At 66.0% G+C, this 2168-nt stretch carries 1 protein-coding gene; it reads right to left on the bottom strand.

All coding sequences use genetic code 11. The features are described from left to right. The coding region (locus tag BM403_RS31240) for a condensation domain-containing protein (protein ID WP_139238025.1) at positions 1 to 2168 on the bottom strand (2168 nt) is incomplete at both ends.

Raw genomic sequence — 2168 nt, 5'->3', positions numbered from 1 at the left:
ACAATCGACTCGCGACCGATGCCCGCCGCACGCAAGGCACGGGCGACGCGTTGAGCGCGCTGGTCCAGCTCGGCGTAGCTCAGGCGCTGGCCTTCGAACACCAGCGCCGGCGCGTTGGGCGTCAGGGCGGCTTGCTGGCTCAGCGCCGTGTGCAAGTTCGTCGGGCCGGAATAATGACGCTCGGTGGCATTCCACCGAGCAAGTTGCGCGTGGTCCTGCTGCTGCGGGAACAACTCGACCAGTGCACGCTCCGGCGCGGCGATCAACGCATCCAGGAGCGCACACCACTGCGCGCTCCAGCGCTGCATCGTAGCGACGCTGAACAATGCCGTCTGATATTCCAGCGCCAGGGTCATGTCGCTGCCGTCGTCGTGGACTTCCCAGCTTTGCTCGAACTTGGCGTCAATGGCTGGCAGGGGCTGTTCTGTGAGGTCCAGGCCCGGCCATTGGCGGCTGTCCATGCGGCCGTGGTTGAGGGAGAACAGCACTTGGAACAACGGTGTGCGGTTCAAGTCGCGTCGCTGGGTGATGGCGCCGACCAGCGTGGCGAACGGCAGGTCGGCGTGGGCCTGAGCGGTGCGCAGGTCAGCCTCCAGGGCCGCCAGCAAGGCCGACGCCGGGGCCTGTTGATCGACCTCGCAGCGGATCACCAATGTGTTGACCAGGCAGGCCAGCAGCGCCTGGGTTTGCGGCTGCTCGCGCTGATCGGACGGGGTACCCAGGCGAATATCGCGCTGGCCGCTGTAACGGGCGAGCAGGGCGCTCAACGCACTCGCCAGCACCACATACGGCGTGGTGCCCCGTAAGCGGGCAAATTGGCGGATCGCGGCTGAGCGTTCGGTGCCCAGGCTGATGTGCAGTTGCCCGGCACGCCGATCGGCTTCAGCTGCACGGGGTTGGTCCAGGGGCAGGTCGAGTGAGTAATCGTCCGCGCCCAGATGATTTTTCCAGTAATCCAGGCTGGCCTGGCGACGGGCCTGGGTCTGCGGGTGTTGTTGCCACAGGGCGAAATCAACGTAGTCGAGGTCCAGTGGTGCCCAGTCGGGTGCCTGCCCGTCCCGTCCGGCACGGTAGGCCTGCGCCAATTCGTCGATCAGCAACTGCATGGCCCAGCCATCGGTGGCGCTGTGGTGCAGGCACAGCAGCAAGCGGTTTTCGTCACTGTCCTGACGTTGCAGCAACTGGGCGCGCCACGGTGCGGCAGTGGCCAGGTCGAACGGGGCCATCAAGTCGGCTTCGGCGCGGCTGCACGCGGTCTCCCAGTCATCGGTGGCGACCGAGGTCACACGCAGCGCCGGGCCTTGCGGATCAATCAGCAACTGCGCTTCGCCAGCGATCTCAACGATGCGGCTGCGCAGCACCAGATGGCGTTCGCTGACCTGGTCGAAGGCGCGACGCAAGGCGGGCAGGTCCAGCGCGCCCTTCAAGGTCAGGGCGAACGGCATGTGGTACTCGCGGGAGTCCGGTACCAGACGGCTGAGCATCCAGAAGCGGTGTTGCGCCAGGCCCAGCGGCAAGGCTGCCGGACGCGGTTGTGCCGTGAACTCCTCACTTGGCAAGGCGTCGCGCAAGTGTTCGGCCAATGCCGCCACCGTCGGGTGGGCGAACACCAGCGCCAATGGCAATGTAACGCCCAGGCGTTCACGCACTTGGGCGACCAAGCGCGTGGCCAGCAGGGAATGACCACCAAGGTGGAAGAAGTGGTCGTCGAGGCCTACCAACGGGCACGCCAGGACGTCGCTGAATAGTTCGCAGAGCAGCTTTTGCGTAGGCGTGTGCGGTGCCCGATGGGGCTTTTCGCGGCTTGCATCGGGCAGGTTGATGGCAGCGAGCGCTTTGCGGTCGAGCTTGCCGTTGCTGTTGAGCGGCAGTTGGTCGAGTCGCACCAGCAGGCCCGGCAGCATGTGCGTGGGCAAGTGGTCGCCAAGGCCGGCGCGCAGGGTCGCTTCATCCGCATCGCCACTCCAGAAACTCACCAGGCGCTGGTCCAGCAGCAGAGTGGCGGCGTCGCGCACGTTTGGCTGGGCCAGCAGGGCGGCATCGATCTCGCCGAGTTCGATACGTTGGCCGCGTAGCTTGACCTGATGGTCGAGGCGGCCGAGGTAATCGATATTACCGTCAGCCAGGAAGCGGCAACGGTCGCCGGTGCGATACAGGCGCTCACCGTT

This window comes from Pseudomonas sp. OV546 (assembly GCF_900116845.1).
Classification (GTDB): domain Bacteria; phylum Pseudomonadota; class Gammaproteobacteria; order Pseudomonadales; family Pseudomonadaceae; genus Aquipseudomonas; species Aquipseudomonas petroselini.
This window is presented reverse-complemented; position numbering and strand designations above follow the sequence as displayed.